Here is a 23,356-nt window from a genome sequence, read left to right as displayed (position 1 = left end):
CGGCTGTCTTACAATCGAGTACGTCAACGAATCCGTATCTAAGAAGTACGCCCCCGCGTCCGCATCGTTGTTTACAAAGCGCTGCCCCGTCGGGTCCCACGTCGTATAAATCATACCGCCACTCGGCAATACCATCGGTGGGCCGGATAACTCGCTCAATTTAATTTTATTTAGCTGATAGGAAATATTCGGATTATATACGGGATAATGATACTTTTCCAAACTGTCATATACCGACTCTTCTTTTACTACTCTCTTTTCGCTCCCCGTGAATTCAATAGAACCTGCATTTACATACGGAGCAAACTGAGGGTATAAAACCATAGTGGCTTGCAATATTCTTAAAAGCTTCTGGTAATGATGTTCTCGAGTCACATAGTCACCTTGTTTCTTTTATTTTTGAAATGAAATATTAAAAAATCCATTCAACACAAAAAAACTAGTCATTTTCTCCTGTATATATCGACAAAATAATACCATTTTATTAGACTTTCGTACTATAAATAATTTACTTTTTCGTATCAAAACACCCTTCTCTTTTCACCGTCTCCCCACCCAAAGTATGGTATAATTACTCTACAATATCACCGCAAAAAAAGGAGGCGCGGCCCTTTGGCCATCAAAAGTGAAACGGAGCTGTACGCCCCCGTTAAAGCCTACTTGGAACAGCTCGGTTACACCGTGCGTGGCGAAGTGCGTCATTGCGATCTGGTCGCCATCCGCGGGGAGGAGCCTCCGCTCATCGTCGAATTGAAAAAAAGCTTCTCGATCCCGCTCCTGCTTCAAGCGATCGACCGTCTGAAGATCAGCCGTTTCGTGTATGTCGCTTTCGAGCGGCCGGCCAAAGGGCGCGCGCCCCACGGCGCCAGCTGGCCGGAGCTCCGCAGGCTGTGCGGCATGCTCGGCCTCGGCATGATCGCCGTGCAATTCTATAAAACGCGCAAGCCGCGGGTCGAGGTCGAATGTCATCCGCCGGACGGGTCCGGGCTCGCGATGCCGCTCAAAATGCCCAGACATAACAAGCATGCTGCCGGCAAGCTGATGCAGGAGTTTCAGGAACGCCGTGCCGATTATAACGTCGGCGGCAGCAGCAAGCGAAAGCTCGTCACCGCTTACCGCGAGAAATCGCTTCATCTGGCGGCGCTGCTGCACACCCATGGCCCCATGAGCCCTAAGCAGCTGCGCGACCTGACAGGCAACGCACAGGCCGCAAGCTTCCTTCAGAAGAACGTATACCTGTGGTTCCAGCGCGTAGCCCGGGGCGTATACAAGCTCACCCCGCAGGGAGAAGCGGCGCTGCAGACTTTTGCCCACGTCGTTGAGGTTTACTTGCCGGCCGCGGGGGCGGATCGGGCGGATACCGCCGAAGCTTCGCAAGTTCCTGTCCTGCAAAATGCATAAATTCTTCGGGCGGCGGGTAAGTATAGAGTGATAGACTACCGTGCAGAAAGGACGTGCGCTATGAAACCGTTCGTTCGGGCTCTCTTCGCGTTATGTCTTGCTATGCTTGCGTTCATGTCATCCCTCTTCCCCCCTGCTTTATCACTGCCTGCGCAGGCCGCTTCTTCCATTCGCATTCCCGTGCTCAACTACCACAGCATTACCGTCGATCCCGGCAACCGGGCCACCATCGCCCCGGACAAATTCGAAGAGCAGATGCGCTACTTGGCCGACGAAGGGTACACGACACTCACGCTTCAGCAATTTACCGATATCCTCGAGGGCAAAGAAAAGCCGCCGGAAAAACCGATCCTGCTTACGTTTGACGACGGCTATGCGGACAACTACGAACACGCTTATCCACTGCTCAAAAAGTTGAAATTCCACGCTACGTTATTTATGGTCCCGGGGTTTGTAGGCGACGGTTATTATTTGAATTGGGAGCAGGTCAAAGCGATGAAGGAGGCCGGTTGGGACATTCAGCCCCACAGCATGAATCACCCGCACTTGCCGAAGCTGAGTGCCAAGAAGCAAGCGTATGAAATTACCGAATCCAGAAAGCTGATCGAGGAACAGCTCGGAATGACAGCCGATGTTTTTTGCTATCCGTATGGCGAGTCCAACCGTACGACCTTGAATATTTTAAAAGAGAATAAGTTCCGGTATGCGTTTACCATCGATCAGGGGTGGGCTTCGTCCGATCAGGACCCGCTCAAGCTGAAACGGCTGTTCGTCAATGGGGAAGCATCGATGAAAGCGTGGAAGCGGCTGCTGGAGCCGCCCAAATCTTGACCTCCCCAGATCGGGAAACAAACGCAAGGGACCAAAGCGATCTCTTCGAACAGAGACAGCTTTGGTCCCTTTGCTAAGGGTACGGCTTAAACAAAAACCGCGGTATTCATTTTTCGCTTCAACAGCTCTTTATGAATCCAAATCGCCGCCTGCGAGCCCTCGCCCATCGCGATCGTGACCTGCTCCGAGTGAACTCCGATATCTCCGGCCGCCCAGACGCCGGGAACGTTCGTCTTCTTGGTGCGCGGATCGGTGACGATATGACGGTTCTCCAGACGTTCGACGCCGAGAGACGCCATCCACCCGGTGTACACTTCGTTGCCCCCAAAAGCGATAAAGCCTCGCTCTCCGTCGATTGTCCGGCCATCGGACAAGCGCACGCCGTCGAACCGGGCGTCCGGTCCCCCGAGCACTTCCGCGATTTCCGCTTCCACATACGCTATCCCCGATTCCACAAGCTTGTCTGCATAGCCGCTGCCTACCGCTTGCCGTTCATGATTAACGTAAACGATCCGATCGGTCCAATAGCACAGAGCAAGCGCCATTCCCGCTCCCGTATCGCCCGATCCCATCACAACGGTCCGCTTCCCGCTGACCTCGTAGCCGTCGCAGTCGGGGCATACGTAAACGCTGATCCCAAGCCGTTCTTCCAGCCCGGGCAGAGGCGGGAAGCGGTCCAGCACGCCGGTTGCAGCGAGCAGCGTCTCGGTATGGACGGCCCCGCCCCCGTCGGCAAGCGCGATCTGAAAGCCGCGGCCGTTCCTTGCGGCCGCCACCGCTTCATCTTGGCGAAATTCCACCCCGAGCCGCTCCGCATGCTGCCGCCCGAGCTTGCGGAGCTCCTGGCCGGAGACTCCGTCGGGCCAACCGAGCACATTATGGTAGCTGCGGCACAGCGTTGAGCGCCCTCGCCCTTTGTCGATCACCAGCACGCGATGCCGGTACCGACCAAGCTGGATGGCCGCCTGCAAGCCGGCAATGCCCCCTCCGACGACAATGCAATCGTACATGATTTACGCCCCTTTGCTATTCGTTACTGTTAGCATCCCCCCACTCTCCTTGATTCCATTCCATCCGTTTCCTAAAAGCAGTACGAAAAAAGCTTCCTCTGCGATCAAGAGGAAGCTTTCATACCACTGCGGGAGGCGCTCTCCGAACCGGGACCGCGCACAGCCGGAGCCTCTCCCTGAGGCGGCTCTTCATCCGCGCGCCGGCTCAGCAGCCAGACCAGCCCGATTTGCACCGCGGCCGTTGCCGCCAGCACCCAGGGAAGCACCTCGCTGCCCGCGGCGCTTGTCAGCCAGATAAGCAAGCCGATCGATACGACGCGTCCCCCGTTCAAGAACGTTTCGCGCATGACGACCGATTCGACACGAAGCTGGCCCTTAAGTGGCAGCACACCGATCAAGCGGTAATAATACGAAGTAATCGTGTTGCCCTGCAGGGGCGCACAGATAGAATAAATGATCATAAAAGCGATAACGGTACCCAGCGTCAGTTTCCACAAAATGAACGCCGTGCCGATCACGAATCCTATAGTCGAGATGAACATAAAGGCCCTGGCCTTGGATTCGGTGCCGTAACGGGAAATGAACATCCCCGTGCCGATGCCGAGACTGGCATACAATACTCCCAGGTAACCGACCAGATCCTCCCGGCCGACGATCTGAAAAAGCAAAATATTCGGCAAAAACAGCATCAGTCCCTGAAACAGACCCATGACCAAAAAAGCGATTAACGAATAGGTCCAATCCCGGTTTTTGCGCATCAGCAGGCCAACATATTTCAGGTAATACGCTTTATGGTGCGAAGCCTTCATCGGGATCTTGAAGCTGCCGAGCGCCGCCAGCAAAAACATGAGGAACGAGATGCCGAAAACGATCGTGTAGCCCTGCAAGCCCTCGAATTGCCGAATAAGAAACCCGGCCAACGCCGGACCGATCAGGCCGCCGAGCGTAAACGTTATCATATTGATTGCGAGAAAACGGATGCGGTTTCGGTCCGTCGTTACATCGTACATCAAGGTCAGATAGCCCACCCAGTAAAACGAACTCGCAATGCCGTTCAACACGGCAAAGAGCACGTAATATTGGGCCACCAGCTCCCCGGAGAAGACAACGGACAAATAAAACAGCGCGATCATCGCAATGCCCATCCGGTACGTCACCATGCGGTCCTTGCGCTTGATCATCCAGCCGCCTAGTGCGAATGCCAACGGCGCGACCGCGTAGTTAATCGCATAGTACGCTCCGTTGATTTCGAGGCTGTGGGTCAGCCGCCACAAGTACAGCGTCAAAAAGACGCCCGACATCGAAGCTCCGAACTGAAAGCAAAAGTGAATAAAGAGCGAAGCAACGGCCTCGGCCGACAGCCTCTTTTCTTCCGGTACCGCCGTCTTCCGCGACTCCACCCAATGCCTGACCGCTTCTCCGAGTCGTAACCCCATCCGAGCCTGGACCGCCTCTCCCGGCAAACAGGAGGCGCTAAGCCTCCCGTTCGCCCAACATCGATTTTACGACCATTGTATCAGCGGAGGCAGCCGTTTGTGAAACCGTAAACAAGCGCGATTGCAAGCGTATACGGCCATTTTTCGCCAACAGCGGGAGAAGGCCCCGGTCAACCTCCCGTTATTAGCCGTTTCCCCGTCCCTTGTCGGTTTGATGCACCGCTATACCAGCCGCCGGTTTAATCCAGCCGAATTCGGAATCGCTCCGCCATTCCTTGCTTCCCTTCCTGCGTAATTCGCACGGCCCGGCTTTGCTCCTCCCGGCGAAACCAATCCATCGCAAACATCCGCTCGGTCAGCCCTTGCCCGAGTGCGCCGGCCACATGATGCTCGCGCTCCGTCCAATCGAGACAGCAGCGGGAGAATGCCCGCCGCTTCTTGCGAAGCTGCGGCAAATCCAAGCCGAAATCCGCAAAAAATCGTTCGCCGGAAGCCGTAACGTGAAGCTGCAGCCCGTCTTTCTGCAAATGTCCTTCCCTTAGCAGCGATTCCGTAATACGTACCGCAGCTTCCCCTGCCAAATGGTCGTAGCACATCCGTGCGTGACGGAGCTTTTTCATTTGGTCCGATTGGCGTAACGAGACGACAGGCGCCGGCCCGGCAAACGAAAGCAGTTGCTCGATCATTTCCGCATCGCTCGCTTGCGCAATCCGGTAATACCGGTGCCGGCCGTGCTTTTCTACCGTTACCGTCCCGGTCTCCGCCATCTTGGCCAAATGAAAGCTGGCGGTTTGCGGCGTAATTCCCGCAACGGCAGCCAAGTCCCCGGCCGGATGGCAGCGGCCGTCCAGCAGATGCAGCAGAATCGCCGCCCGGGACGGGTCGCTGATCAGCGATGCGATCGATGATACGTTCCGTTTCAGGTTCATCGTATCCCTCCTTTTTATTGCATTCCACATTTCGATGATAATGGAAACGTCTATGAATTACAATGATCTGGGAGCAGCTATCCCAAACCCTTATCGGATCATAACAACCATCGGAGGTATTGAAGCATGAACACGAAAGGTTCCCTTACGAAATCAAGCCATCTGAGCATTCAGCCAAAAATTTTATATTACGGCATGCCCGTCATCCTCGCTACGACGCTAAACGAAGACGGTACGACCAACATTAGTCCTCTTTCCTCGTCTTGGGCGCTCGGCCGTTATTTGGTGCTCGGCATGGGCTTCGGCGGCCAAGGCATAGACAACCTGCAGCGAACGCCGGAGCTGGTCGTCAACATTCCCGATGCTGCTCTGTGGCAGCAGGTCGAAAAGCTGGGCTCGCTCACCGGGAAGAATCCGGTGCCGGATTATAAAGCAGAGATGGGCTACCGCTACGAGCCCGATAAATTCACCGCCGCCGGGCTGACGCCGGCCGCCTCGTTGTCCGTTAGACCGCAACGAATCGCGGAATGCCCGCTGCAAATCGAATGCGCCGTCAAAAAGATCACGGTTCCGGACTATGCGCCGATGTTTGCCATCGTCGAAGCCGAGGCGCTGCAAATCCACGCTCTCCCGGACATTGTGAAGAAGAAGGGCAGCGATCATATCGATCCTTCCCGTTGGAATCCGCTAATTTACAACTTCCGGCATTACTTCGGCCTCGGAGATCGTCTGGGCAACAATTACCGCGCCGAAGTATAGCGCACAAGCGGCACAAGCCGCACAAACTCTAGCCGGCCGCATTCCGCAAGCATGCAAAAAAATCAAGGCACTGCCGCGAGGGGCAGATGCCTTGATTGTTCAACCTTCTTATTTCTTCAGGCTTTCCCAAGTTTGCTGGAATTCCGTCAGCATTTGATCCTTCGTTTTTTGCTTCGCGACATACGCCTGCATCGTGGAAGCAAACTTCTTGCTGGACGCTTCGCCGCCCGGGAATTTAAACCAGTTCCAGCTCAGCGTTTTGTTTTCTTTGCTGTACTTCATCAGATCGGCAGCCAGCGGTCCGAGAATTTTCTCGTCCCCTTGGATGTTGGTGAACGCCGGAATGAATTTGAACTCTTCCACCATATATTTTTTGCCCATATCCGAAGTCACGAGCCAGTTCAGGAACTTTTTCGCTTCTTCTTTGTTCGGAGAATTTTTATTAATAACCCAGTTGTTCGGCACGCCGACCGGCAGCTTGTCGTTCGCTGCGGCATCGTCGGAAATCGGCATCGGCAGGAAGCCGACCTTCAGGTTCGGGTTCGTTTGCGTCAGCTGCAATTGCGTCCAGTTGCCCTGCTGCGTCATCGCCGCTTTGCCGGTGGCGAACTCGGTCACTTGCGTTTTATAGTCGGTTTGCAGCGGGTTTTTGTTGCCGTATTGGAGCTGCAGGTCAAACAGCTTCACCCAGTTGTCGAAGACCGGGTCGCCCGGAATTTTGGCCGTGCCTTTGTTCAGGCCGTCAATGAACGTGTTCGGGTCTTTCTGATAAGCGAACGGCAGGTTCACGAAGTGGTTGCCGAGCACCCACCATTCGGCGTAGCCGTTCACGAACGGCGTGATGCCTTTGGCTTGCAGCTTCTTCGCCGCGTCTTCAAGCTGCGCCAGCGTTTTCGGCAGCTCGGTGATGCCGGCTTGAGCAAACAAATCCTTGTTATACAGGAAGCCGTAGCCTTCCAGGTTCAGCGGCTGGCCGTACAGCTTGCCGTCTTTGGTCATCGGCTCTTTGGCAACCGGCACCAGGTCTTTGACCCAAGGCTGGTCGGACAAGTCCTCCAAATGCTCAATCCACTTGTCCAGATCGGAGAAGCCGCCGTTATTGAACAGGTCGGGCTTATCGCCGGAGTTGAACTTCGCCATCAGCGCCGCGCCGTAGTCTGCGCCGCCGCCGACGGTATCGATTTGGATTTTGACGCCCGGGTTTTGTTTCTCGTATTCGGCCGCCAGCTTGGCAAGCGGTTCCGCAATTTCGACCTTGAATTGGAACATTTTCAGCGTGACGTTTTTGCCCCCGGCTGCACCGCCTCCGGCGTTCGTACCGCTTGGCGCTTCTTCTTTTTTCGCGCAGCCCGCGATTAACGACATCAACATAACCGCTGCCATTCCGGCGCTCGCAACCTTGTTCATTTTCATGATGAAACCTCCCTTATTTAATACGGCTTTTTGTCTGGTTGTTTCATTTGTATTGTATAAAATGTCCCGCCTTTCGAACACGTACTATATTGAACGAAAAGGTGGAACATTTTGAACAACCGCTTACATAACCATTCCTGTCAGCCTTTGACCGATCCGGCCGTAATCCCTTCGATAATAAACCGCTGCATCGCCAGGAAGAAGGCGACGATCGGAATGACGCCGAGTACGAGCGCGGCAAGCGCCATATCCCACTGCTTCGTATATTGGCCGAAGAACGAGTACGTGGCCAGCGGAATCGTCCGCAGGTCCGGGCTGTTCAGCACGAGCAGCGGCAGCAGGAAGTCGTTCCAGATCCACAAGCTGTTGAGCAGTATAATCGTGACGCTCATCGGCTTCAGCAGCGGAAAAATAATTTTCCAGAATACGCCGTACGGCGTGCAGCCGTCCACGGTCGCGGATTCTTCAATTTCCCGGGGAATAGACTTGATGAAGCCATGATACAAGAATACGGTCATCGATATCCCGAAGCCGAAATAACAGAAGATCAGTCCGAGCTTGCTGTCCATCAAGCCGACCTCGCTTGCCACTTTGACGAGCGGGATCATGATCGATTGGAACGGGATCACCATCGCCGCCACAAAGGCGAGGAAAAGCAGATTGTTGAACTTCGACGGGAACCGCACCAGGCGGTAAGCGGCCATGGAGCCGATCACCACGAGCCCCAGGTTGCTGAAAACGGTTATAATCAGCGAGTTCGTAAAGACCTTCGGAAATTTCATGATGCCCCATACTTTGACGTAGTTGTCGAAGTTGATCGATTTCGGCAAATTCGCCGAATTCACGAGCAGGTCCCCGAACGATTTCATCGAGTTGACGATCACGAAATAGAACGGCACGAGGAAAAGCAGGGCAAGCACAATGGCTAACAGCTCCAGGGCAAACGTACGCAGGTTGTAACTTTTGGACGTATCCATTACACTTCAACCTCCTTTTTCTTCGTGACGGATACTTGAATGAGCGTAATGAGCGCCACCACGATGAAGAAAATAAAGGCCTTCGCCGTTCCTAAGCCATAGCGGTTGTTGCGGAACGCTTCTTCATAAATATTGAGCGCCACGGATTGGGTAGAGTTAAACGGGCCCCCCTGCGTCAACGATACGTTCAGATCGTACATTTTGAACGCCCAGGAGATCGTCAGGAACAAGCAAACGGTGACCGATGGCATAATCATCGGGATCGTAATGTGGCGAAGCGCCTGCCAGCGGGTAGCCCCGTCGATGGTCGCCGCTTCCGTCAGCTCCTTCGGCACGTTCGCCAAGCCGGCGATATAAATGACCATCAAATACCCGGCCGTTTGCCAGACGCTAACGATAATGAGTCCCCAGAACGCCGTCGGGGCATCTCCGAGCCAAGGGAGCTGGAAGAAGGCGATTTGGGTCAGCTCGCCGATGGTCGAGAACCCTTTGATGAAAATAAACTGCCAGATGAATCCGAGCAGCAGCCCGCCGATGACGTTCGGCAGGAAGAAAACCGTCCGCAGTACGTTCCGCGTTTTGAGCGCCTGGGACAGCAGAAGCGCCAATCCGAAGCCGAGCAGGTTCGCCAGAAGGACGTTCGTCACGGTAAACCGCGTCGTAAACCAGAACGCTTTATGAAAATCTTTATCCGTCGTCAGGATTTGTTTGAAATTATCGAGGCCGATCCATTTGACGTTCGACGTTACCCCGTTCCATTCCGTGAACGAATAATACATGCTCATGAGAAACGGAACAAGAACTATGAGGCTGAAGAACAGAAAGGCCGGGCCGACAAAGACGATTTGCTGGACCACGCCGGATAGCCGCTGGTTCGCTTTCATGGATTTTCCCCCTTTATTTCTTACAATTCGCAGGCCAAGCTGAAAGTATACCCCCAGTATATAAGCCCTCAAAAGCAAAGAACACGCATTCTGGTGACGTATCAGGTGGAATTTATTGACCTCAACTGGTACAATAATGGCGCCGACAATTGCGTGGAGGGAATCGCGATGATCCGTAACAGCATCCGGAATAAACTGATTGTGTTTCTCCTTGCGGGCACCATACTGCCGATTTCCACTTCCATCGTCATGACGTATTATTTTACGAAGCAAAATATTACCCGGGAAACGCTGCAGACGAATTCCAACTTGATCTACCAAGGCAAAACGAACATTATCAATTATTTGAACGGTATCCATCAGGCTTCGCTCTCGGTGTATAACGACATTGATTTTTACGAGGCGATCGAGGCCGGGGCCGCCGATTACATGAGCCGCAACGAAATCGTCCGGGGCCTGCAGAGCATCGCCAATACCGCGAAGGATATCCAGCAGGTCTACTTGTATATCGCCGAAACGGATAAATCGTACCTGTGGACCCAAGGGAACATTTTCCGCAACGAAACGACCGGGCCAAAATTCATCCCTCCCGTCAGCCGAAGGGAGGATGTCACTTTGGAGCCGACCCATCCGAGCCATTTGTACGGAACGAGCGGATTCGGTCCCGTGCCCCCGGCTCCCGCAATCAGCCTGCACCGGAAGGTTGTCAATGCCGTGACCATGAAAAACTTCGGCATTTTATCGATCGATTTCAACTTGGGCGTGCTTTCTTCCATCTGTGAGCAGCTTTATAAGAAGGGAGAAGAGCAGCTTTACATCTTTGACAATCAAGGCCGGGTCGTATACGGCCCCGGGCCGGTTGGAACCCGGATCGACGAGCCATGGGTGACCCATTTGCTCAGCTTGTCCGAGCCGAGCGGCAGCTTCGAATCGGACAGCGAAGAATTCCGGGGCATTCAAATGTACGAACGCATGACGACGCCATATATGGAATGGACGCTCGTTAAGCGGATTCCTTATGACCGGCTGTACAGCAACGCCAGACAGCTGACCGAAATCAACACGCTGATTCTGATCGGCTTCCTTGTGGTGGTCATTTCCGCGACGCTGTACATTTCGTTCCGCTTTACCGCGCCGATCAAAAAGCTGATCGGTTATATCGGAAAAATTCAATCCGGCAACATGCAGGTCGATATTCACGTCAAAGGAAACGACGAGTTCGGCATTCTCGCGAATCGCTTCCGCATCATGATGCAGACGATCAACAACCTGATCACGCAGGAGTACAAGCTGGAGCTGGCCAACAAGACGAATCAGCTGAAGGCGCTGCAGGCGCAGATTAATCCGCACTTCTTGTACAACTCGCTGCAGTCGATCGGAACGCTTGCCCTGCAGCATGATGCGCCGAAGATTTATTCGTTGCTGTCGTCTCTGGCCAAAATGATGCGTTACAGCATGAACACCAGCGTCGCCGTCGTCCCGTTTGACAGCGAAGTGAAGCATGTCCGCTCCTATATGGAGCTGCAGATGCAGCGCTTTGAACATCAATTAACCGTGGAGTACGACATTGACGCAGATACGCTCCAGGTCCCTGTACCTAAGATGATCCTGCAGCCGATTGTGGAAAACTACTTTAAGCACGGGTTCGACCCGGGACAAAATACGGGCAAATTGCTGATTGCAAGCAGCGTGGCGGAGGACGGACTCATGGAAGTGACGGTGGCGGACAATGGGAAAGGAATTGCGGAGGAGGAGCTGCAGCGTCTGAAAGCCAGACTCGGTTCGCCGCCCGAGCATCCGCAGGAAGAGGACAGCATCGGTCTGATCAATGTGGTATCGCGTCTGCGGCTCTATTACAACCATGAAGCGGACATGAGGATCGAGCATCATAAGCCTTACGGCGTCAAGGTAACGATTCTTATGCCCTTGCATATGAAGGAGAACGGGGAGCTATGAAAGCCATCATCGTCGATGATGAAAAGCACGTGCGGGACGCGATTAAGCTGCTCGTCCGATGGGGCGACTTCGGCATCGATCAGGTGCTGGAAGCCCAGGACGGGCTCGATGCCGTCCGGCAAATTGAGGAGCATCGGCCGCAGCTCATCTTTACGGACATGATGATGCCCGTCAAGAGCGGAATGGAGCTGATGGAATGGCTGCAGAGCCAATACCCGTCCGGCAAAACGATCGTCATCAGCGGGCACGACGAATTCGAGCTTGTCCGGCACGCGGTTCAATACGGCGGCATCGATTACATATTAAAGCCCATCGATCACGAGCAGCTCGCCGCCGCGGTGGAGAAGGCGGTATCGGCCATCCGTCGCGAGGAATCGGAACGCCGCCTGCAGCAGGCGCGAAATATCGAAATGAATCAGCTGAAGCCGGTCTACTGGGACAAAATCTTATCCAACCTGTTGACCGAGCCGAAGCTGTACTCCCAGCATGCCAAAGCCTTGGACGCGGAGTTCGGGCTCGAACCTTCGGTAAAAGAATGCCGGATCGCCATCTTAAGCCTGGATACGATGAGCCTCAGCTTCAAGGACAAGTTTATGGCCGATTACGAGCTGCTCTTTTTCTCGCTCACGAACATATGCAACGAGCTGCTGTCCGCGCGGGCGTCCGGCGGTCCCCGGCAAGGCATCGCCTACCGGTATTGGAACAGCGACAGCGAAGCGATCCTGCTGCTTTATGGCGGACTGGATCAGACGCCGGCATTGCTCGAACGCATCCGGGAAGGCATCCGGGACACGTTCCGCAGCTGCTTCGATATTGGCGTTAGCCGGGTGCATCCGTTCCCCGAAGGGCTGGCGGCCGCTTATCTTGAAGCCAAGCAGGTGCTTCGCAGACGCAATCTGCTGATCCGGGAGAAGCGCACGCTGATCGCCGGACCCGGCGCTTCCGCGCCCGGGAGCCGGCAGCTTTCTTTTACGGACTACGCCGACCCGATCCGGCTCTCGGTGCAGAGCGGCAGCGAGGAGCAGATCCGCCGCGCGGTTGCGGCATGGTTCGCGGACGTGCGCAAGCTCGATTATATCGACATGGAGCAGCTCGAGCATTGGTGGCACGAATATAATGTCGTGCGCAGCCGCTGGCTGGCCGAGCTGTTCGAGGGCGACGGGCTCCGCGGCGAGGAGGAGCACAATGCGCCGTTCGTCGTACCGCTGGACGAGGAAGGCTTTCTGTCCCTCGACCGCTGGGAGCAGCAGCTCGTCCGCAGCTTGTCCGAGCTCTCGCGGCTGCTGCTGTCCCATCAGCGGCAGGACAGCAACGTTATTTTTGAAATTGCCAAGTTTATTCAAAATCATTACCATCAGGACATTACGCTGCAGGAGATCGCCAACCATTTTTACTTGAGCCGTGAATATATTTCCCGTAAATTCAAACAGGAATTTCATGTGAATTTATCCGATTACATCAGCGGCATCCGCATCGATAAAGCAAAGCTGCTGCTTTTGAACCCGAATCTTCGCATTTCCCAGATCGCAGCCATGGTCGGCTACGACGACGAGAAATATTTCAGCAAAGTGTTCAAGAAAACGGTTGGCGTCTCTCCTAACGAGTACAGGAAGGTGAACCAACCATGAGTATGCAGATCGAGCCTGCGGGACAGCCGTCCGCTCCGCGCACCGTCAAGCCGGGGAAACCGACGAAGAAAACGTATCTGATTCTGGCACTGGTCTGGGCCGTGCTTGTCGGCTCGGGCGCATGGGGCGCCAAGCTTTATACCGATCATTTGAAGCGGCAGCTCAAGGAAGAGCTCGCCGCTCAAACGAATGAGCAGCTAGCCGCCGTTCAGGAGCAATATCAGAAGCAGGTCGCCGAGCTTAAAGACAACATGACCGGCGAAATGGCCAAGCTGCAAACGAAGGTCGATGCGGTGAACGAGCTGCTCGCCTTTACCAAAGACAGCGCCAGCAGCAAGACGGACAACAGCAACCAGCTCTATACGCAGCTCGCCGAAGTGAAGAACAAGCTCGAAGACCTGAAGAAACAGCTGGATGCGCTGCAATAGATTGCACGGACGAAAGGACAGTGAACTCCGAAAGCCATGATTCCGATTCAACATATTAACCGGACGATGCTGCTGGTGTGCGCGCCGTTTGTCGGATTAATGCTGTTCCTGCTTATCGCGGGCATATCGGTCGAGCTGCCTCGATTCGCCGGAGCTCCCGACGCTTCGTGGAAAGCCGGCGAAGCATGGCAGAACGTTCTTGTCAAGCTGGACAAAACGAAGACCGACGCGGCGCAAACCCGGTCGACGATCGAGAAATACTACGAGTTATACTCCAAAAGCTCGGCCGAAGCTGCCACGATGACGCAGACCGCGGAAGCGGCGGCCCAGCGCCCGGCAGCCATCTTCGACTCGCGGATCGGCGCGAAGCTTGGCGGCAACCTCAACCGCGCCACGACAACGTCCAACGTCGATCTGAAATTATATACGTTTACGGAACCGAGGTATAAAGGCTACGCGCTCAAAGTGGATCTGAAAACGGACAAAGGCATGAAGATGGTGCTTGGAAAAGATAAGCTCGGGGGCAGCGAAACGACGCTGGAAGCGGTACGCCGCTATGGCGCTGTCGCCGGGATCAACGCAGGAGGCTTCGCCGACGACAACAAAACCGGCAAGCGGTTCCCGCTGAGCACGACGGTGCTCGGAGGCAAGTACGTCTACGGCTTCGAGCCGACGTTCGAGGATCTGGCCTTCATCGGGATCAGCACCGACCGGAAGCTGATCGGCGGCAAATTTTCGCGTCAGGAGGATTTGGACAAGCTGAAGCCGTCCTTCGGGGCGACATTCGTGCCGATCCTGCTCCAAGACGGGAAGAAACAGAGCATTCCGAGTCAGTGGCTAACCTCCCCGGCCCGCGCGCCGCGGACGGTGGTCGGCAGCTTTAAAAACGATCAGCTGCTCTTTATGGTGACGGACGGCAATGACGAAAACGGCCATTCCGGCGCAACGCTTCCGGAGCTTCAGGACAAGCTCATCGCACTCGGCGTCAAAGACGCCTATAACCTGGACGGGGGCGGCTCGTCAAGCCTGATCTACGACGGGCAAGTGATCAACCGGCCGTCCGATGCCGGAGGCCGCCTGCGGCCGCTGGCGACACACTTCTTGTTTTTCAAGTAAAATTCACATATTTAGCGTTTTCTTTTGCCAATCGGTTGGGTATAATATAGGCGGGAGGTGCTGAGTAAATGTCAGTCACATTTTGGCTCGTTATCACTGTTTTTCTTATGTTCATTGTCTCGATGCTTACAGCCGCATACAATGATGACAAAACCAAGGGACTTTAATCATACGCTTCCCTTCGCCTACGGGTTGAAAGACTCGGCTTCCGGATCAATCCAGGACACCTGATTGCATTTGCGGCTGGCCTCTTTCAACCCGTTTTCATGTTCCTTTCACGATTTACGGATACATTTTGTATCTATCGCCATAAAAAAATAGAACCACCGGCTAACGTGTGTCTTCGTTCTCCGCAGCAGGCTGCGAATTCTGGTCAAGGGTTAACGGACTGCTGCAGAACTTTTGCCAATTGAGCGGATTGAGCCCAAGCTGCCTCATGATTTCATGGATCTCCAAATGTACAACGGTTTCATCTCCTGTAGTCATTGCGATTCGCTCCATCCTGACAAGTCCACCTCTATATGGTTTTAGTATGATTTTGTATGAGCTTGACCGAAGAGGATAAAAATCCCTTACTAGGCATTCTAGCATAGCGAGCGTTACAGAATGGTTACAAAACCGAAAGAATTCATTATTTTTTCACTTGCTTTATTAAATTTTGGCTAAACATTTGATATAATATCCAAAGACCTAGTCCTATAAGACTAATTTGAATGAAAATTTGAATCCCATAGGGGGACTTTGGACTTATGTCGTTTTTCATTTCCGCCGATTCTCTGATGTATTATGAACATTACGAGTGCCCTGTCAAGGGGGCAAAAACTTTGGTTATGATCCACGGCGCCGGATTAAATTCCACCTTCTGGCAGTCCCTTGTCCCGCTTCTCGAATCGCGTTATTCCATCCTCTTGTACGATTTAAGCGGCCACGGACAAAGCAGCGAAGGACACGCGGACCTTTCTTGGGAGCTGCTGATCGGAGAACTCCATGGGCTGCTGCGTTCGCTGAGATTGGACCGGGTCATCCTGATGGGTCACGACTTCGGGGCGCACCTCGCCGTCCAGTTTGCAGCTGCCTACGGCTCAATGGTCGAAAGCCTCATCCTGATCTCGCCATTCGCCCACATTCCGCTTACTTCGCTTCATAAGGAATACAAGCTGCGCGTCTCCCTCGCCAAGAAAGCAGCCCGTCAAACGCTCGGGGAAGCGATGGCGAAGCGCATGTCGGTCAAGCACGCGGATACGGTTTTGACCCAGCGAATCGTACAAGCCTTTGAACGGGTTCACTCTCCCACCTATGCGCGAATGCTGGAATTGGCGACAAAGCCCTTCTTTCTGAAAGATTACCTCGTTCTCCAAAAGCCTGTGCTGCTGCTTTCCGGCGAGGAGGACCCGGTCTTCACGCCGGCGCTGGCCGGTCTGACGCATGCGCAGCTGGAGACGACGGCCTTCTTGGTCGTCCCCGACGCCTCGAGCCTGGTGTTCGTTGATCAGCCGATTTATGCGTCCGATTGGATCGATTCCTTTATCCGCAAGCCGCTTCCCGGACAACGGAACAACGCCATAAACCGTGAGCTGCAGCAGCACGTGCAGCATTTGACAAAACAGGGCTACGAGCATTGGAGCGGCAACCGGATTCGCATCCGCTGCTTGGGCAAGTTCGAAGTCTGGCTAAACGACCGGATCGTGCCAGACGGCTGGGGTACCCGGTACGCCAAAAGCCTGATGATCTATCTGGCCTTTCACCCGACCGCTACGCGGGAGCAGCTGTGCGAAGCTCTCTTCCCGGAAATCGAGCACCCGAATGCGATGCGGAACTTGCGGGTCTACTTAAGCCACTTCGCCAAACTGCTGGAGACCGAGGATACGGAGAAGCCGTGCCTTACGATCGGAAGAGATGTCGTCAAGCTCAATTATCTTGTCGATTGCGATTTAATGGAATTTTTGAACGACCTGCAGCAGGTCGCCGCAGAGCAGGATAGCGAGGTGAAGTACGGGCTGTGCGAAGATTTGCTGAGCCGGCTCAGCGGCAAGCTCATGCCGGGGTGCTACGACCCGTTTGCCTTATCGTTGAAAGAAAAGGTCGAGCAGCTCTGGGAAGGCATCACCTTATGGGCGGCCGATTACTGCATGCTGACCGGAAAAAGCGGCCAAGCCATTCCTTTCCTGCTCAGCGGATTACAGCACGGCTTGGCGGACGAAACCTTGTATTATGACCGGCTGATCGCCATTTATCAGAAAAACGGCAACACCAAAGAGCTGCGCAAATGGATCCGTAAAAAAAGAAACAGCTTGTCCGCGCCTCCGGCGGAGGATAAGCTATAAAAGCGGCTTCGATCAAACGAAAAAGCACGCCCGGCGTCCCTATGCGGAACGATCCGGCCGTGCTTTTCCTTTTGCGGGGTATTGCCTGCGCCGCGCGCGGATTACCCTTTTAACTGATGCATTTCGCCAAGACATTCGGCGCAAATGTGTCTTTCCTTGAAATCGCTCACTTGCTCCATCGAGCCGCAAAATACGCAGCGGGGACGATACCTCTCCAGAATGATATGATCACCGCTTACCAATATTTCAACAGGATCGCCTTCGTTCATTTGGTATCGTTTGCGCAGCGATTTCGGGAGTACAATTCTGCCGAGCTGGTCGACTTTTCTTACTACTCCTGCCGGTTTCATCATCAATTCACCTCACTTTCGCACGATTACACTTGCCCTCCATATAGTTCGACGCTGATGTTAAAATTCCTTCCCATAATTGCGAGTTTTCTCCGTTGATTTCTAAGAAGCGTCGCACTTTCGTAACGAATGGGCCTTACTTTAGGACAATTCTGGAAATCCGGTCTGCCGGAGCGCTTCGAACAGGATGATCGCCGCGGCGTTGGATAAATTCAGCGAACGGACGGCGTCCGTCATCGGCAGCCGCATAAGCGAGTCCGGATGCTCCGCCAAGATCTCCGGGGCCAACCCCTTCGTCTCTTTGCCGAATACCAGAAAATCGCCGTCTTGAAATGTCAAATCCGTGTAAACTTTAGTGGCCTTGGTCGTTGCAAAAAAGAAGCGGCCGTCCTTGTATTTGTCCTTCACTTCCTGAAACGAATCGTGATATTCCAGCTTGACCGCGTGCCAATAGTCCAGTCCGGCCCGCTTGAGGGTCCGATCGTCGGTGTTGAAGCCGAGCGGACGAACCAAGTGCAGCCAAGTGCCGGTCGCGGCGCACGTTCTGGAGATATTCCCCGTATTGGCCGGAATTTCCGGCTCTACCAGTACGATATGAAAAGCCATGCTGCTCCGTTTTCCTCCTGTATGCCTCATTAATTTTACATACGTTTTACCTTTTCTTAATACGAAGATGATAGTGGCCTGAGATAATAAAGTCATCCAAGCGACTACAAAGGAGACTATCCGAAATGATGAAGAAGAAAATTCTTGTCGTTGACGACGAACCTTCAATTTCGATGCTCATAGAATTCAACCTGAAGCTGGTCGGCTTTGAAGTGCATTGCGTCTACGACGGTGAAGCGGTGTTCCAGGCGATCCAGCATTTCCGCCCCGATCTGATCGTGCTCGACCTGATGCTGCCTAAGATGGACGGCATTCAAGTGTGCCGCAAGCTGCGCGGCCAGAACAATCTCGTGCCGATCATTATGCTGACCGCCATGCAGGACTTGTCCGACAAAATCGCCGGGCTCGATAACGGCGCCGACGATTACATGACGAAGCCTTTCAGCCCGCAAGAGCTGATTTCGCGGATTCAAGCGATCCTCCGCCGCATCCAAACCTTGCCTTCCACAAGTCCCAACACGCCGGTCTCCATCGGTCAGATCGTCATTCAGCCCGACCAGCGCGAAGTGAAGGTTAAGGGCCAGCCGATCGAGCTGACGCCGAAAGAATTCGATCTGCTGCTCTTTTTGTGCAAGCACCGCGGCAAAGTGTTAAGCCGCCAGCAGCTGCTGCACGGCGTCTGGGATTATCATTTCCTTGGCGATACGCGGATCGTCGACGTGCATATCAGCCATTTGCGCGACAAAATCGAGACCAACGCCCGCAATCCTGAATATATCGTAACCATACGCAACGTCGGTTACAAATTGGCCGAGCCGGCCATGAAAGAATCTTACGCCTAATTCCCGATCAACGAGCGCCGCGCAAGCTTGCCGCGGCGCTCGTGGCGTATTCGCGCCGTACAAAAAGCAGCCTTCGCTCGGCTTCATGCCGTGGCGAAAGCTGCCGGACGGGTCTGACTACCCGTTGCGTTTTTGGAAATCAACCATAAATTCGGCCAGCGCTGCGCAAGCTTCGTAAGGAACCGCATTGTAGGCGGAAGCGCGAATGCCCCCTACGCTGCGGTGACCGGCCAGACCGACGAAGTTATTCTTCTCCGATTCCTTGACGAAGGCTTTCTCCAGCTCTTCGCTCGGCAGGCGGAACGTAACGTTCATGATCGAACGGCTGTCCGGGGCGATGTTTCCGGTATAGAATCCGCCCGAAGCGTCGATGACGTCGTAAAGCAGCTTCGTTTTGGCGACGTTCTGCTTCTCCATCTCCTCTACCCCGCCGTTCTCCTTCACCCATTTCAGCATCAGATTAACGACGTAGATGGAATGAACGGGAGGCGTGTTATACAGCGACTGATTTTTGGCATGCGTCGTATAACGCAGCATTACGGGAACATGCTTCGGCTCTTCCTGGAGCAGATCGTCGCGGATGACCGCAACCGTGACGCCCGCAGGACCGAGGTTTTTTTGCGCGCCCGCATAGATCATCGCAAATTTATGGGCATCGATCGGACGGCTCAAAATGCCGCTGGTCATATCGCCGATCAGCGGGATGTCCCCGGTTTCCGGAATGTCGGACCACTGCGAGCCTTCAATCGTATTGTTCGTTGTCATATGCACGTAAGCGGAGTTCGGATCGATCCGAATATCCCCGGCTTTCGGCAGACTTCTCCAGTTCGTTTCTTTATTGGAGGCGGCGATGACCGCTTCCCCGACAATTTTGGCATCCTGATACGCCTTCTCGGAAAAGCTTCCCGTGACGAGGTAGCTCCCTACCTTGCCAGGCTTCAGGAAGTTGAGCGGAATCATTGAAAATTGCATGCTGGCGCCTCCGCCCAGAAACAATACCTGATAGCCGGACGACAAACCGAGCAGCTCAAGCATCAGCTCTTGGGTTTCACGGTTCAGCGCTTCGTATTCCTTGCTGCGGTGGGAAATCTCCGTCAGCGACATGCCGATGCCGTTGTAATCGACAAACGTTTCCTGGGCTTTCTGCAGCACTTCGAGCGGGAGCGCAGCCGGGCCGGGATTGAAGTTGTAAGCGCGCTTGGACATGTTTAAAACCCCTTCGCTTTTCATATGATATGGCTATGATAGCAAAGGTTGCAGCGCCGCATCAAGTGTAAGTTTCATGAACATCCGAAAGGAGAGAAGACGCCAATGGAACTGTCAGACCGCCTGTTCGTCGCCGTCCCTGCCCCGCCGTCCGTGATCTCCACCGCCGAGTCTTGGGTCCTGCGACTAAAGGACCAGCTCGCGTTCGCCCGATGGGTCCATCCTCAGGATTTGCATCTGACTTTGCAATTTCTCGGCGACGTGGCGCGGGAACGGATCGACCGAATCGCGCAAGCGATCGGACAAGCGGCTGCAGGCGCGGCTCCCTTCTCGCTTCATTTTCAAGGCTTGGGAGTATTCGGCAAACCGAGTGCTCCCTCGGTGCTGTGGGCCGGGGTGCAGGGAGAAATGGAGAAATTAGGGCAGCTTCAACGCCGGATAGAGGACGCGATGGAAACGCTGGGATTCGCTGCGGAAAACCGTCCGTATAAACCGCATTTGACGCTGGCAAGAAAATTTACAGGTCCGGCCGGAAGTCATGCCCAAATGCTGGACGTTGCGCTGCCGGACGAATGGCGGACGCCTTGGCGGGTCGAGGAGGCCGTGCTGTATCGCAGCCGCTTGGGCAGCCGCCCGATGTACGAGCGTATCGCCTCTTTTCCTCTCGGCTGAAGGAACGCGAACCAACGGTGAGCTTGGCAGAGGCAAGGCAGCAGTACATTGTACCCTGAGGCCGGGCTAATCGCCGGTTAAGAGAGCAGCTTCGTCCGGCGGGGCCGTCCGCTCGGGCGGAAGGATGATTTCCTCCATGTCCACAAAGTCCATGGCTTTCATCGGATTCATGCCTAACTGACGCAGCATATCTCGAATATCGAGCAATATGGTTTTGTCCATAGGTACCTCTCTCTCCAATGTTATCCTCAGGGTCTCCTTATTCGTATGTTATGTATTGTAACGGAATGTACCACATTTTTGATAGTCTAAAATGGCTATTTTATCGACTCTAAAGAATTTTTTAGCGGGTCTGTCAAATCACGACAATAGGCGCACAGATGGATTATTTTGTCACTGGGCCTGGTCGTAGGTCACCGTTTGTCTCATCTTCAGCTGCATAACGATTTTGCGAAGCGATTCTTTGTTCAGGCCGAGCTCGTTCAGCTCCTGAATCAACTGAACCCATTCCTGGTCCAGCGTCTCGGGCTTGTCCCCCTGATCGTGCAAAATAAGCGTTTGTACGTTTACGCCGAGTACGGGCGCAAGCTTCCGAAGAAATTGGATGGACGGATTCGATTGCAAATCCCTTTCGATCGAACTCAAATAAGACTTGGCGACGCCGGCGCGGGCCGCAAGCTCCGTAAGCGACATTCGTTTCTGATGCCGAAGGGACTGAATTCGTGCCCCGATCATGATTAATTCCTCCTTAGTTTTCCCGAAGGCCGAGTTTTATAGTTTTCTAGTTCTATATTCATACTAATTGTATCATATATAGATACATTTTGTATCTATATTTTAAAAATTTTATTATTTTTTGCCTATTGACCGCAACTTTTTTTTGAAATATGGTTCTTCACAAACTTTGCTACGTAATGTATAATCTAGTCAAGCTTGAATTCAACAGATTTCGACAAAAGTGATACTGAGACTAGTACATCGGCAATGTTTTGGAGGGAATGGAAATGGTCAGAATCGGGGATAAAATCGCTCTGCTCCGCGAAAAGCATGCGCTCACTCAGGAAGAGCTTTCCAGTAAAATCAACATCTCGCGCGCTTCGCTCTCTCATTACGAGAAAAACCGAAGGGAGCCGGACTACGAAACCGTGGTCAAAATTGCAGATTTTTTTAAGGTGTCCATCGATTACTTATTAGGAAGAACGGAGGACCCAAGAGTCGTACTGGAGCCGGAGGTACGGGCTTTCGTGGATAGCCTGGAGCTGTCCGACGAAAAAATTATCGACCGCTTCTCCTTGACCGTAGACGGCATGAAACTGACTTTTGACGAGGCGAAACGGTTCATCGCCTTCGTAAGGGCCGAAAGATCGCTCAGATAACGCTGCGAGCCTCCCCTCCTGTCAAGCAAGCAGCCTAGCTCGATCTTCATTTCCATACAATCATCAGGTATACATGCGCCCGGTTATGGCAATAATGGGCAATTGGGTGTCCTGCACAGTTCGCGGCGGATCCTTATCATGGCTTCGTATGGCTTGGCGGTACGGACGCTTGGGCAGAGGGCAGTTCCCGGACCGGATGATTCTGCTCCGGACAACCCTTAACCTCGTCCAAAAAACGGTTGATTTTATCAGGGTGAATCCCAAGCTGCTTCATCGTGATACGAATATCAAGGGCAACGTTTCTGCTCATGACTCCAAATCTCTCCTGTGCAAGGTTTGGGTATGGGAAGCACCCTGCTTCAATAAAGGTTATTTGAAAATCAGGGATAAGTTGAAACAGCATCTTGTATACTCATTGTATCATAAAACGGATACAAATTGTAACCTAATTTTTCCCTTTTCCTTCCCATTTGGTAATAAAATTCACCCAAAACGAGGAAGAACCATCCTTCACAAATGTCGATACGTAATGTATAATTTAATTACTTCCTAACACAGTCTGGGAGCTTGACCCTTCGTTACCGCCGTTCTTTATAAAAAACAGGCCCCGCTGTGACAAAAGAAGCAAACGCATTCAATTGGTCTGGGAAGTTTGCTCCTGAAACGGTTTTCTCCGGATTGTTTTTTCGTTATCGTTTAGGCACAACGACTCATTCGCAACAAATCGAAAGACCTGGAACGAAACATTTCGTCCTATCCGGAGGACTATCGTATACTTAAGATGATCGGGGTGAGAACAGTTGGGGCAAATTGGAAACCGCATCGCTGCATTAAGGGAAAAGCAGGGATTGACTCAAGAAGAGCTTTCCTTGAAACTCGACATTTCCCGCGCCTCCCTCTCTCATTATGAGAAGAACCGCCGGGAACCCGACTACGATACCCTGGTGAAAATCGCCAATCATTTCAAAGTATCGATCGACTATTTGCTTGGTCGGACTCAGGACCCGGAGATGGTGCTGGATCAGCAGGTCAGACAATTCGTCGACAGCCTGGAGCTGTCGGACGAACGAATTTTGCAGCATTTTACGCTTACGATTGACGGAAAACAGCTCACGCCGGAGGAGGCCAGGCGGTTCATCGCCTTTGTCCGGGCAGAGCGGTCCTTTTAAGCATACACTACCGGAAAAGCTGACCTTGGGCTTGCCTCAAAGG

Annotated in this window: 24 protein-coding genes; 12 read left to right on the top strand and 12 right to left on the bottom strand. The window is 53.5% G+C overall.

Going from position 1 to position 23,356, the window contains the following annotated elements:
* The first annotated feature begins 612 nt into the window (after positions 1 to 612).
* Together PEH01S_RS20115 and PEH01S_RS20110 are read left to right on the top strand one after the other, a co-directional pair.
* On the top strand, positions 613 to 1,401 hold the full coding sequence (locus tag PEH01S_RS20115) for a DUF2161 domain-containing phosphodiesterase (protein ID WP_025851234.1): 789 nt from the start codon (positions 613 to 615) through the stop codon (positions 1,399 to 1,401).
* Positions 1,402 to 1,461: 60 nt separating this feature from the next.
* Positions 1,462 to 2,232 (top strand): polysaccharide deacetylase family protein, encoded by a 771-nt coding sequence (locus PEH01S_RS20110; RefSeq protein ID WP_025851233.1) that lies wholly within the window; start codon positions 1,462 to 1,464, stop codon positions 2,230 to 2,232.
* Between the two features lie 86 nt (positions 2,233 to 2,318).
* Here PEH01S_RS20110 and PEH01S_RS20105 read toward each other — a convergent pair whose 3' ends face one another.
* From PEH01S_RS20105 to PEH01S_RS20095, 3 genes are all read right to left on the bottom strand, one after another.
* Positions 2,319 to 3,242, bottom strand: a complete 924-nt coding sequence (locus PEH01S_RS20105) for an NAD(P)/FAD-dependent oxidoreductase (protein WP_025851231.1) — start codon at positions 3,240 to 3,242, stop codon at positions 2,319 to 2,321.
* A 104-nt stretch (positions 3,243 to 3,346) separates the two neighbouring features.
* Positions 3,347 to 4,678 (bottom strand): MFS transporter, encoded by a 1,332-nt coding sequence (locus tag PEH01S_RS20100; protein ID WP_127487634.1) that lies wholly within the window; start codon positions 4,676 to 4,678, stop codon positions 3,347 to 3,349.
* Between the two features lie 239 nt (positions 4,679 to 4,917).
* Positions 4,918 to 5,607: an ArsR/SmtB family transcription factor gene (locus PEH01S_RS20095; RefSeq protein ID WP_127487632.1), complete on the bottom strand. Its 690-nt coding sequence runs from the start codon at positions 5,605 to 5,607 to the stop codon at positions 4,918 to 4,920.
* A 126-nt stretch (positions 5,608 to 5,733) separates the two neighbouring features.
* On the opposite strand from PEH01S_RS20095, the gene PEH01S_RS20090 reads away from it, so the two are divergent.
* A complete protein-coding gene (locus tag PEH01S_RS20090) occupies positions 5,734 to 6,366 on the top strand; it encodes a flavin reductase family protein (protein WP_127487630.1) in 633 nt (210 codons plus the stop codon).
* Between the two features lie 108 nt (positions 6,367 to 6,474).
* Here PEH01S_RS20090 and PEH01S_RS20085 read toward each other — a convergent pair whose 3' ends face one another.
* The 3 genes from PEH01S_RS20085 to PEH01S_RS20075 form a co-directional block, all read right to left on the bottom strand.
* Positions 6,475 to 7,773, bottom strand: coding sequence for an ABC transporter substrate-binding protein (locus PEH01S_RS20085; protein WP_025851226.1), 1,299 nt, complete (start codon positions 7,771 to 7,773; stop codon positions 6,475 to 6,477).
* Positions 7,774 to 7,919: 146 nt separating this feature from the next.
* Positions 7,920 to 8,756 carry a carbohydrate ABC transporter permease gene (locus PEH01S_RS20080; RefSeq protein WP_025851225.1) on the bottom strand — a complete coding sequence of 279 codons (837 nt, stop codon included), beginning with the start codon at positions 8,754 to 8,756 and terminating at the stop codon, positions 7,920 to 7,922.
* The gene (locus tag PEH01S_RS20075) at positions 8,756 to 9,640 is read right to left on the bottom strand and encodes a carbohydrate ABC transporter permease (RefSeq protein WP_025851224.1); all 885 of its coding nucleotides are present in this window, start codon (positions 9,638 to 9,640) and stop codon (positions 8,756 to 8,758) included. The genes PEH01S_RS20080 and PEH01S_RS20075 overlap by 1 nt, the downstream gene beginning before the upstream one ends.
* 105 nt (positions 9,641 to 9,745) lie before the next feature.
* Here PEH01S_RS20075 and PEH01S_RS20070 point away from each other — a divergent pair, with 105 nt between their 5' ends.
* From PEH01S_RS20070 to PEH01S_RS20050, 5 genes are all read left to right on the top strand, one after another.
* Positions 9,746 to 11,596: a cache domain-containing sensor histidine kinase gene (locus PEH01S_RS20070; protein ID WP_246063002.1), complete on the top strand. Its 1,851-nt coding sequence runs from the start codon at positions 9,746 to 9,748 to the stop codon at positions 11,594 to 11,596.
* Positions 11,593 to 13,224 carry a response regulator gene (locus PEH01S_RS20065; RefSeq protein WP_127487620.1) on the top strand — a complete coding sequence of 544 codons (1,632 nt, stop codon included), beginning with the start codon at positions 11,593 to 11,595 and terminating at the stop codon, positions 13,222 to 13,224. Before PEH01S_RS20070 ends, PEH01S_RS20065 begins: the two co-directional genes overlap by 4 nt.
* Positions 13,221 to 13,652, top strand: coding sequence for a hypothetical protein (locus tag PEH01S_RS20060; protein WP_025851221.1), 432 nt, complete (start codon positions 13,221 to 13,223; stop codon positions 13,650 to 13,652). The genes PEH01S_RS20065 and PEH01S_RS20060 overlap by 4 nt, the downstream gene beginning before the upstream one ends.
* 36 nt (positions 13,653 to 13,688) lie before the next feature.
* Entirely contained in the window at positions 13,689 to 14,768 is a 1,080-nt protein-coding gene (locus PEH01S_RS20055) for a phosphodiester glycosidase family protein (RefSeq protein WP_127487618.1), read from the top strand.
* 830 nt (positions 14,769 to 15,598) lie between these two features.
* Positions 15,599 to 17,092 carry an alpha/beta hydrolase gene (locus PEH01S_RS20050; RefSeq protein WP_246063004.1) on the top strand — a complete coding sequence of 498 codons (1,494 nt, stop codon included), beginning with the start codon at positions 15,599 to 15,601 and terminating at the stop codon, positions 17,090 to 17,092.
* Between the two features lie 101 nt (positions 17,093 to 17,193).
* Here PEH01S_RS20050 and PEH01S_RS20045 read toward each other — a convergent pair whose 3' ends face one another.
* Entirely contained in the window at positions 17,194 to 17,442 is a 249-nt protein-coding gene (locus tag PEH01S_RS20045) for an AbrB/MazE/SpoVT family DNA-binding domain-containing protein (RefSeq protein ID WP_010496298.1), read from the bottom strand.
* 141 nt (positions 17,443 to 17,583) lie between these two features.
* Positions 17,584 to 18,048 (bottom strand): tRNA (uridine(34)/cytosine(34)/5-carboxymethylaminomethyluridine(34)-2'-O)-methyltransferase TrmL, encoded by a 465-nt coding sequence (trmL, locus tag PEH01S_RS20040; RefSeq protein WP_025851218.1) that lies wholly within the window; start codon positions 18,046 to 18,048, stop codon positions 17,584 to 17,586.
* A 125-nt stretch (positions 18,049 to 18,173) separates the two neighbouring features.
* On the opposite strand from trmL, the gene PEH01S_RS20035 reads away from it, so the two are divergent.
* Entirely contained in the window at positions 18,174 to 18,890 is a 717-nt protein-coding gene (locus PEH01S_RS20035; protein ID WP_025851217.1) for a response regulator transcription factor, read from the top strand.
* Positions 18,891 to 19,007: 117 nt separating this feature from the next.
* On the opposite strand, the gene serC is transcribed toward PEH01S_RS20035, so the two are convergent.
* A complete protein-coding gene (serC, locus tag PEH01S_RS20030; protein WP_025851216.1) occupies positions 19,008 to 20,096 on the bottom strand; it encodes a 3-phosphoserine/phosphohydroxythreonine transaminase in 1,089 nt (362 codons plus the stop codon).
* 105 nt (positions 20,097 to 20,201) lie between these two features.
* Here serC and thpR point away from each other — a divergent pair, with 105 nt between their 5' ends.
* Positions 20,202 to 20,768, top strand: a complete 567-nt coding sequence (gene thpR / locus PEH01S_RS20025) for an RNA 2',3'-cyclic phosphodiesterase (RefSeq protein ID WP_127487616.1) — start codon at positions 20,202 to 20,204, stop codon at positions 20,766 to 20,768.
* Between the two features lie 66 nt (positions 20,769 to 20,834).
* Here the strand turns inward: thpR and PEH01S_RS34695 are convergent, their stop codons facing one another.
* Together PEH01S_RS34695 and PEH01S_RS20020 are read right to left on the bottom strand one after the other, a co-directional pair.
* Positions 20,835 to 20,990 carry a hypothetical protein gene (locus PEH01S_RS34695; RefSeq protein WP_161782274.1) on the bottom strand — a complete coding sequence of 52 codons (156 nt, stop codon included), beginning with the start codon at positions 20,988 to 20,990 and terminating at the stop codon, positions 20,835 to 20,837.
* A gap of 171 nt (positions 20,991 to 21,161) precedes the next feature.
* Positions 21,162 to 21,503, bottom strand: coding sequence for an XRE family transcriptional regulator (locus PEH01S_RS20020; protein WP_025851214.1), 342 nt, complete (start codon positions 21,501 to 21,503; stop codon positions 21,162 to 21,164).
* 269 nt (positions 21,504 to 21,772) lie between these two features.
* On the opposite strand from PEH01S_RS20020, the gene PEH01S_RS20015 reads away from it, so the two are divergent.
* Positions 21,773 to 22,144 (top strand): helix-turn-helix domain-containing protein, encoded by a 372-nt coding sequence (locus PEH01S_RS20015; RefSeq protein ID WP_010496289.1) that lies wholly within the window; start codon positions 21,773 to 21,775, stop codon positions 22,142 to 22,144.
* Between the two features lie 136 nt (positions 22,145 to 22,280).
* On the opposite strand, the gene PEH01S_RS34690 is transcribed toward PEH01S_RS20015, so the two are convergent.
* Positions 22,281 to 22,454 carry a hypothetical protein gene (locus PEH01S_RS34690; RefSeq protein ID WP_161782273.1) on the bottom strand — a complete coding sequence of 58 codons (174 nt, stop codon included), beginning with the start codon at positions 22,452 to 22,454 and terminating at the stop codon, positions 22,281 to 22,283.
* A gap of 490 nt (positions 22,455 to 22,944) precedes the next feature.
* Here PEH01S_RS34690 and PEH01S_RS20010 point away from each other — a divergent pair, with 490 nt between their 5' ends.
* Positions 22,945 to 23,313 carry a helix-turn-helix domain-containing protein gene (locus PEH01S_RS20010; protein WP_127487614.1) on the top strand — a complete coding sequence of 123 codons (369 nt, stop codon included), beginning with the start codon at positions 22,945 to 22,947 and terminating at the stop codon, positions 23,311 to 23,313.
* Positions 23,314 to 23,356 lie beyond the last annotated feature (43 nt).

The sequence above is a fragment of the Paenibacillus ehimensis NBRC 15659 genome (assembly GCF_004000785.1).
Classification (GTDB): domain Bacteria; phylum Bacillota; class Bacilli; order Paenibacillales; family NBRC-103111; genus Paenibacillus_G; species Paenibacillus_G ehimensis.
This window is presented reverse-complemented; position numbering and strand designations above follow the sequence as displayed.

What these genes read in the sequence shown, in the direction of transcription:
- PEH01S_RS20110 (WP_025851233.1), top strand. Translation starts at nt 1,462, where the DNA reads ATGAAACCGTTCGTTCGGGCTCTCTTCGCGTTATGTCTTGCTATGCTT.
- PEH01S_RS20105 (WP_025851231.1), bottom strand. Translation starts at nt 3,242, where the DNA reads ATGTACGATTGCATTGTCGTCGGAGGGGGCATTGCCGGCTTGCAGGCG.
- PEH01S_RS20100 (WP_127487634.1), bottom strand. Translation starts at nt 4,678, where the DNA reads ATGGGGTTACGACTCGGAGAAGCGGTCAGGCATTGGGTGGAGTCGCGG.
- PEH01S_RS20095 (WP_127487632.1), bottom strand. Translation starts at nt 5,607, where the DNA reads ATGAACCTGAAACGGAACGTATCATCGATCGCATCGCTGATCAGCGAC.
- PEH01S_RS20090 (WP_127487630.1), top strand. Translation starts at nt 5,734, where the DNA reads ATGAACACGAAAGGTTCCCTTACGAAATCAAGCCATCTGAGCATTCAG.
- PEH01S_RS20085 (WP_025851226.1), bottom strand. Translation starts at nt 7,773, where the DNA reads ATGAACAAGGTTGCGAGCGCCGGAATGGCAGCGGTTATGTTGATGTCG.
- PEH01S_RS20080 (WP_025851225.1), bottom strand. Translation starts at nt 8,756, where the DNA reads ATGGATACGTCCAAAAGTTACAACCTGCGTACGTTTGCCCTGGAGCTG.
- PEH01S_RS20075 (WP_025851224.1), bottom strand. Translation starts at nt 9,640, where the DNA reads ATGAAAGCGAACCAGCGGCTATCCGGCGTGGTCCAGCAAATCGTCTTT.
- PEH01S_RS20065 (WP_127487620.1), top strand. Translation starts at nt 11,593, where the DNA reads ATGAAAGCCATCATCGTCGATGATGAAAAGCACGTGCGGGACGCGATT.
- PEH01S_RS20060 (WP_025851221.1), top strand. Translation starts at nt 13,221, where the DNA reads ATGAGTATGCAGATCGAGCCTGCGGGACAGCCGTCCGCTCCGCGCACC.
- PEH01S_RS20055 (WP_127487618.1), top strand. Translation starts at nt 13,689, where the DNA reads ATGATTCCGATTCAACATATTAACCGGACGATGCTGCTGGTGTGCGCG.
- PEH01S_RS20050 (WP_246063004.1), top strand. Translation starts at nt 15,599, where the DNA reads ATGATCCACGGCGCCGGATTAAATTCCACCTTCTGGCAGTCCCTTGTC.
- PEH01S_RS20045 (WP_010496298.1), bottom strand. Translation starts at nt 17,442, where the DNA reads ATGAAACCGGCAGGAGTAGTAAGAAAAGTCGACCAGCTCGGCAGAATT.
- trmL (WP_025851218.1), bottom strand. Translation starts at nt 18,048, where the DNA reads ATGGCTTTTCATATCGTACTGGTAGAGCCGGAAATTCCGGCCAATACG.
- PEH01S_RS20035 (WP_025851217.1), top strand. Translation starts at nt 18,174, where the DNA reads ATGATGAAGAAGAAAATTCTTGTCGTTGACGACGAACCTTCAATTTCG.
- serC (WP_025851216.1), bottom strand. Translation starts at nt 20,096, where the DNA reads ATGTCCAAGCGCGCTTACAACTTCAATCCCGGCCCGGCTGCGCTCCCG.
- thpR (WP_127487616.1), top strand. Translation starts at nt 20,202, where the DNA reads ATGGAACTGTCAGACCGCCTGTTCGTCGCCGTCCCTGCCCCGCCGTCC.
- PEH01S_RS34695 (WP_161782274.1), bottom strand. Translation starts at nt 20,990, where the DNA reads ATGGACAAAACCATATTGCTCGATATTCGAGATATGCTGCGTCAGTTA.
- PEH01S_RS20020 (WP_025851214.1), bottom strand. Translation starts at nt 21,503, where the DNA reads ATGATCGGGGCACGAATTCAGTCCCTTCGGCATCAGAAACGAATGTCG.
- PEH01S_RS20015 (WP_010496289.1), top strand. Translation starts at nt 21,773, where the DNA reads ATGGTCAGAATCGGGGATAAAATCGCTCTGCTCCGCGAAAAGCATGCG.
- PEH01S_RS34690 (WP_161782273.1), bottom strand. Translation starts at nt 22,454, where the DNA reads ATGAGCAGAAACGTTGCCCTTGATATTCGTATCACGATGAAGCAGCTT.